This is a genomic window from Nocardia neocaledoniensis (assembly GCF_029868625.1).
Classification (GTDB): domain Bacteria; phylum Actinomycetota; class Actinomycetes; order Mycobacteriales; family Mycobacteriaceae; genus Nocardia; species Nocardia neocaledoniensis_A.
In genome coordinates, this window is sequence record NZ_JARWOJ010000250.1 from 24,477 (window position 1) to 31,005 (window position 6,529).

The window sequence follows — 6,529 nt, forward strand, 5'->3', positions numbered from 1 at the left end:
CACCATAGATACCCCGATCCCAGTGCGGAGTCTGAAACCTGAGCGTTGACCGGGCTTTTTCTCAGGAAACCAAACCCCTGGTCTTAACCTGGCGTGGTACTGAGTGATGGACGTCACAGTATATATCGCGAGATCGTCACAGTTGAAGCGCGGTGCGACAACGGAACTCGGCGGCCTCCTGGCACGGAAGGGACGAATGAGCACGTATCGTTGGCGTGGTGCGAGTGCTCGTAACCGGCGGGGCCGGGTTCATCGGTGCGAATTTCGTCCAGCAGACCGTGGCCACGCGCCCGGACGTTCAGGTGACCGTCCTCGACGCGCTCACCTACGCCGGAAACCGGGCGTCACTGGATTCGGTGGCCGACCGGATCGAATTCGTGCACGGCGACATCGCCGACCTGGACCTGGTCGACAATCTGGTCAGCGGCGTCGACGCGGTGGTGCATTTCGCCGCCGAATCGCACAACGACAACTCCCTGGCCGAACCGTGGCCCTTCGTGCAGACCAATATCGTCGGCACCTACTCGCTGTTGCAGGCCGTGCGCCGCCACGACGTGCGCTACCACCACGTCTCCACCGACGAGGTGTACGGCGATCTCACCCCGGACGACCCGGCCTTCACCGAGCGGACCGCCTACAACCCGTCGAGCCCGTATTCGGCGACCAAGGCGGGCAGCGACCTGCTCGTGCGCGCCTGGACCCGTTCGTTCGGCGTCCGCGCGACACTGTCGAACTGCTCCAACAATTACGGGCCGTATCAGCACGTCGAGAAATTCATCCCGCGCCAGATCACCAATCTGATCGATGGTGTGCGCCCGCGGCTGTACGGCGCCGGCCACCAGGTGCGCGACTGGATCCACGTCGACGATCACAATCGCGCGGTGTGGGACATTCTCGATCGCGGCCGGATCGGGCAGACCTATCTCATCGGCGCCGACGGTGAACTCGACAATCTCAGTGTCGTGCGGATGATCCTGGAAGCCTTCGACCGCGACCCCGCCGACTTCGACCACGTCACCGATCGCCCCGGTCACGACCAGCGCTACGCCATCGACGCGAGCCTGCTGCGCGCGGAACTCGGCTGGTCACCGCGCTACGCCGACTTCCGGGCCGGCCTGGCCGACACCATCGCCTGGTACCGCGCGAACGAGGACTGGTGGCGGCCCAAGAAGGCCGCCACCGAACGCGCCTACGCCGACGCGGGCGAGCGGACGCTGTAGCCCCCGCACCGTCGTCCCGGCATCAGCCCCAGACGACGGTGTAATACGTCGCGGCCGCGGCGATCAGCGCGAAAAGCGACGCGCAGGTGACGGTGATCGCCGTGCCGCGGGTGGGAACCACGCCCTCGGCGTCGGTGAGCCGCAACGGAACCCAGCGCGCGATCACGGCCAATCCCATGATCGCCAGCGGCACGAAATAACGGCCCTGCACACCGTCGATGATGTAGAAATCGACGGGCGTGAACGACATGTACAGCGTCACGTAGACCATGGCCACGCTCGCCAGTACCGTCAGCGCCACGATCAGGGTGCGTTTGAACGTGGCGGTGGCCTTGTTCATCCGGTCGGCGATACCGAAACTCACCGCGAACGCGATCAGGCACGCCAGCATCGAAATAGCGGGCACGTCCACATACGCGAAACCGAGTTCACCGAAGAACTGGTTGAACCAGCGGTGATCGCGCAGCGCGATGCTCTCACCGAAGGTGTGCACGAATTGCACGGGGTCGCTGAGGATTCCCTTCAGCTGATCGCCGGGGCGCACCTCGTACCACTGGTGCTGCGGCCGCATCAGGCCCATGCCTTCGCCGGTCGCCGACGCGATCTTGGTCCAGGCCAGGAAAAGCGTGCCACCGACCGCGGCGAACACCCACGGAATCAGTTTCAGTTTTCCGGCGAAACCGAGTCGATCGGCGGGCACGACGACAACGAGCATCGCCAGCAGCACATAGGTCGGTTTACTCAGCGGCAGCGCGATCGTCGCGGCGAGCAGCGCGCCGGTTTCCACCGGACGCAGCCGATCGCCCACGAACAGCGCCTTCAGCAACAGCGCCGACACCATGATCGCCAGCGCGTTGGTGAGCGTGTCCGCGGTGACGGTGCCCGCCTGGAACAGCGCGATCGGCAGCACGGCCACGGTGAACACCAGCCACTGGCTGCGCCGTTCCCGCAGCGCGTACAGCCCGAAGCCGACCACCGCCAGGTAGGCCACCAGGCCGGCCAGCCTGGTCAACAGGTACATCCCGCCGACATTCAGGCCGAGCGCCTCACCGAGCCGAATGCCAACGGCGGCGGGCACATACGGCACCGGCGAATAGGCGGCGGTGTTGGTGAACCACATCGGCTTGGTGGCCGAGCTGATCTCGGCGTCGCCGAGCCGGTCGTAGGCGCCGGGGTCGGCGACCATCGCGTCGGGCTCGTCGGGGTTGTCGTTGTAGTCGCGGAAGGCGTAGCCCATCAGCGCGTCCACGCTGACCGGGATGTCGCCGCCATAGGCGACGCCGCGGTCGTCGGCGATGCGCTGCGGGAACACCCCGCCGTGCGCCACCTGGTAGGCGCGGCCGAACTGGGTCAGCTCGTCGTGGCCCCAGAACGGCGGCGTGAGCACGGCGAACAGCGCGCCGAACACGGTCGCGAGCACCGCGAACGCGACGGTGGCCGCGCCCAGCCTGCGGTTCAGCGCGCGCACCGGGGCGAGCACGCGATCCTTGGCGCTCGGCGTGGGTGGAACGGTCTTGCTCGGCTCGACCACGGTGTCGGGCTCGGTCGAAGTCGTCACCTACGGTCTCCGGCGGCGATGTCCTCGGTGACGCCTACGGCGGAATAACGCAGGTAGATCAACCGTGCTGCCTCGTGCCGCGACCGGCGGATGCCGTCGAGGATGAGTCCGGCGGTCCAGGCCAGGCTGCCGAGCAGCACCAGGGTGAACCCGAGGAACAGCGTCGGGAACCGGGCCACCTCGTGGGTGTTGTAGAAGTCGATCACGATCGGCACGGTCAGGATGATCGAGATCAGCCAGGTGATCGTGCCGAACAGGCCGTAGAACGCGACCGGGCGTTCGTGCCGGGCCAGGCCGAGGATCAGGGCCAGGATCTTGGTGCCGTCGCGGTAGGTGCGCAGCTTGGACTCGCTGCCCGCCGGGCGGTCGCGGAAACCGACCTGCACCGCGGTCTGCGGCACCCGCAGGTGCAGCGAATGGACGGTCAGCTCGGTCTCGATCTCGAATTCGCGCGAGACCGCGGGGAAGCTCTTCACGAACCGGCGCGAGAACACCCGGAAGCCGCTGAGCATGTCCTCGACGTTCTCGCCGAACACCTTGCCGACCACGCCGTTGAGCACCTTGTTGCCGGTCTCGTGGCCGGAGCGGTAGGCGCTGGAGTCGCTGTCGTCCTGCTTGCGCACGCCGAGCACGTGGTCGTAGGGGCCCTCGAGCAGTGTCTTGATCATCAGCGGGGCCGCCGACGCCTCGTAGGTGTCGTCACCGTCGATCATCAGGTAGACGTCGGCCTCGATGTCGGCGAAGGCGCGGCGGACCACATTGCCCTTGCCCTTGGTGTTCTCGTAGCGCACGATCGCCCCGGCCTCGCGGGCGCGTTCGGCGGTGCGGTCGGTGCTCAGGTTGTCGTAGACGTAGACGACGATCCCCGGCACGGCGGCCTTCAGGTCGGTGACGACCTTGGCGACCGCGGCCTCTTCGTTGTGGCAGGGGACCACGGCGGCAATGCGAAGCTCGGTGGAGTCCACCCGGGTCAATCCTCGATGTAGGCAGCAATTGGGTCACCGGGAGGGTACCGGATACATGGAGCGCCGGCGCGACCTGCCGCTGCGCGGCGGATCCCTCCTCGAGGTCGGGATGTGGGGGTCGGTACCGTCGGGGCGTGTCGCAGCGAAGTGAGCCGAGTGCTGGATCTTTTGTGTCGAAGGTCTGGACGGCGCTGCGGCAGGGCGCCGCGTTCCTCGTCGTCGGCGCGATCGGGTTCCTCGTCGACGCCGGCACCTACAACCTGCTGGTGTTCTGGGGCGGCGGATTCTCCTTCACCGAGGGGGTGCTCTATCACGCGCCGCTCCCGGCCAAGATCATCGCGATCGCGGTCGCGACGGTGGTCACCTACTTCGGGAACAAGTGGTGGACCTTCGCCCACAAGAAGACCGACAACCCGGGGCGTGAATACCTTTTGTACGCGGTCTTCAACGTCGTCGCGATCGGCCTGCAACTGGGCTGCCTCGGCTTCTCCCGCTATGTGCTCGACCTGTCCAGTCCGCTCTCGGACAACATTTCCGGCACGTTGATCGGCCAGATCGTCGCCGTCGTGTTCCGCTATTGGGCCTATGACAAATTCGTCTTCACCGGCTCTTCGGCTACCGAGGAGCAACACGCGCGGGGTGCGGCGACACCTCACTGACAGCGCGACGTGTCCGGGCGATTGATATTCTCACCCCCGCCCGCCGCGCCGCCTTCTTCACGTGACTGCTTGCGCCGGCGCAGTCGATACCGAGAATTTCGAGGACTTCATGGAGCAGTCGGCTACCCAAGCCGTGACCGAATCGAACGACGCCGCGCCCGCCTCGCTGCGAGGTGAACACGCAGCGCCCGAGCGGTTGGTACTGGCCAGGGGCATCTTCACCGGCCCGTCGGCCCGGGTGAGCGACGACCTGTACGCCGTCGTCAAGGGTGGCGCCGCGGTGCGTGAGCGGCTGTCGCTGCACCTGCCCAAGGGCGCCACCGCGCACACCAACACCTACTTCGGTCGCTTCGCCGCCAGCTACTGGCAGCGCTGGACCACCGTCACCGAGGTGACCGCCACCGCGAACCTGCGGGTGGACGCCAAGGCCAATGTGCGCCTGGTCGCCTCCGACATCGCGGGCCACCGCCGCATCATCGCATCGCTCGTGGCCACCAGCAGCGGCTACGTGAGCCTGACCGCGCCGCTGGACCAGTACGTCGACGGTGGCGCGCTGTGGCTCGAGTTCGACGCGATCGGCGGCGAGCTCGACATCACCGAGCTCGCCTGGACCGCACGGGCGCCGGAGAAGGTGCGTCCGGTCGCGATCGCGATCTGCACCTTCAACCGTGCCGAGGACTGCGCGCACACCGTCGCCGCGCTGGCGTCGGACCCGACGGTGCTCGGCGCCATCGACGCGGTCTACGTCGTCGACCAGGGCACCGACCTGGTCGAGAACCGGCCGCTGTTCCAGCAGGTGCGTCCCGACTTCGGCGACAAGCTGCGCTACATCCGCCAGCCCAACCTGGGCGGCGCAGGCGGCTTCACCCGCGGCCTGTACGAGGTGTCGGCGGCCAACGAGCACGCCGACGTCATCCTGATGGACGACGACATCCTCTGCGAGCCCGAGACCGTGCTGCGGTTGCAGGCCTTCGCCAACCTGACCGTCGAGCCCACCCTGGTCGGCGCGCAGATGCTGTTCCTGCTCAACCCCGACTACCTCAATGTCGGCGCGGAGGAGGTGAAGCTGCACGAGCTCAAGCACGGCCAGAAGGTGCCCAAGGCGCTGCGCAACACCTCCATGCTCAAGAAGAACCAGGAGCGGCGCGTCGACGCGGGCTACAACGCCTGGTGGACCTGCCTGATCCCGGCCGAGGTGGTCGCCAAGATCGGCCTGCCGGTGCCGATCTTCTTCCAGTGGGACGACGTGGAGTACGGCATCCGCGCGCGCGAGCACGGGTTCGTCACCGTCACGCTCCCCAACGCGGCCGTCTGGCACGCCGACTTCTACTGGAAGGACTACGACGACTGGGCGCGCTACTTCTCCACCCGTAACTCGCTCATCGTCGGCGCCCTGCACACCGATCTCGATGGCAAGGCCATCACCAAGGACTTCTTCCGCTACATCGCCGAGCACCTCGTCGGCATGCAGTACGGCCTGGTGCACACCACCCTGCAGGGCATCGAGGACTTCATGAAGGGCCCGAAGGTGCTGCGCGACGGCGGCATCGACGCCCTCGCCGCCGCCCGTGGCACCCGCGGCGACTACCCGGAGACCATCAAGCACCCCGCCGCGACCCCGCCGGTGAACTCCGCCGACATCCAGGTCCGCCGGGCCAGCGGTGAGCCCAGCCGGATCACCCTGGTGCTGATCAAGCGCGCGATCACGCAGTGGACCGGGCGCACCCAGCACGGGCTCATCGGCGTCACCCGGGAGGACGCGCACTGGTGGCACGTCGGCCTGTTCGACCACGTGGTCGTCACCGACGCCTCGCAGTCCGGTGTGCGGGTACGCCGCCGCGACAAGGCCCGTGCCCGGGCCCTGCTCATCCGCACCTACCGCACGCTGCGCAAGCTCCGCAAGGAACTGCCCGCGCTGCAGGCCGAGTACCGCGCCGCCGTCCCCGAGCTCACCAGCCGGGAGAACTGGGCCAGGCTCTACGGCATCGACCCCAGCTGAGCCCGATCACCGCACGCCGCCCCGGGATACAATAAGGGGCGGCGGTTTTTGGGTGCCCCCGCCACCCCCGGCAGCCCCGCCCGGGAAGGGGGCAAAAAAAGAGGAAAACCAATGCCAAATAGCCCCAC

5 protein-coding genes are annotated in these 6,529 nt (G+C 67.3%); 3 read left to right on the top strand and 2 right to left on the bottom strand.

Features of this window, described 5'->3' with window-relative positions:
• Positions 1–218 precede the first annotated feature (218 nt).
• Positions 219–1,220, top strand: a complete 1,002-nt coding sequence (gene rfbB / locus QH270_RS19565; protein WP_280344466.1) for a dTDP-glucose 4,6-dehydratase — start codon at positions 219–221, stop codon at positions 1,218–1,220.
• A 22-nt stretch (positions 1,221–1,242) separates the two neighbouring features.
• Here rfbB and QH270_RS19570 read toward each other — a convergent pair whose 3' ends face one another.
• A complete protein-coding gene (locus tag QH270_RS19570; RefSeq protein ID WP_280344468.1) occupies positions 1,243–2,778 on the bottom strand; it encodes a DUF2142 domain-containing protein in 1,536 nt (511 codons plus the stop codon).
• Positions 2,775–3,743, bottom strand: coding sequence for a glycosyltransferase (locus tag QH270_RS19575; protein ID WP_280344472.1), 969 nt, complete (start codon positions 3,741–3,743; stop codon positions 2,775–2,777). Before QH270_RS19575 ends, QH270_RS19570 begins: the two co-directional genes overlap by 4 nt.
• Before the next feature lie 170 nt (positions 3,744–3,913).
• Here QH270_RS19575 and QH270_RS19580 point away from each other — a divergent pair, with 170 nt between their 5' ends.
• Together QH270_RS19580 and QH270_RS19585 are read left to right on the top strand one after the other, a co-directional pair.
• Positions 3,914–4,402 carry a GtrA family protein gene (locus tag QH270_RS19580; protein WP_280344475.1) on the top strand — a complete coding sequence of 163 codons (489 nt, stop codon included), beginning with the start codon at positions 3,914–3,916 and terminating at the stop codon, positions 4,400–4,402.
• Positions 4,403–4,511: 109 nt separating this feature from the next.
• Positions 4,512–6,401: a glycosyltransferase gene (locus tag QH270_RS19585; protein ID WP_280344478.1), complete on the top strand. Its 1,890-nt coding sequence runs from the start codon at positions 4,512–4,514 to the stop codon at positions 6,399–6,401.
• Positions 6,402–6,529: the final 128 nt, after the last annotated feature.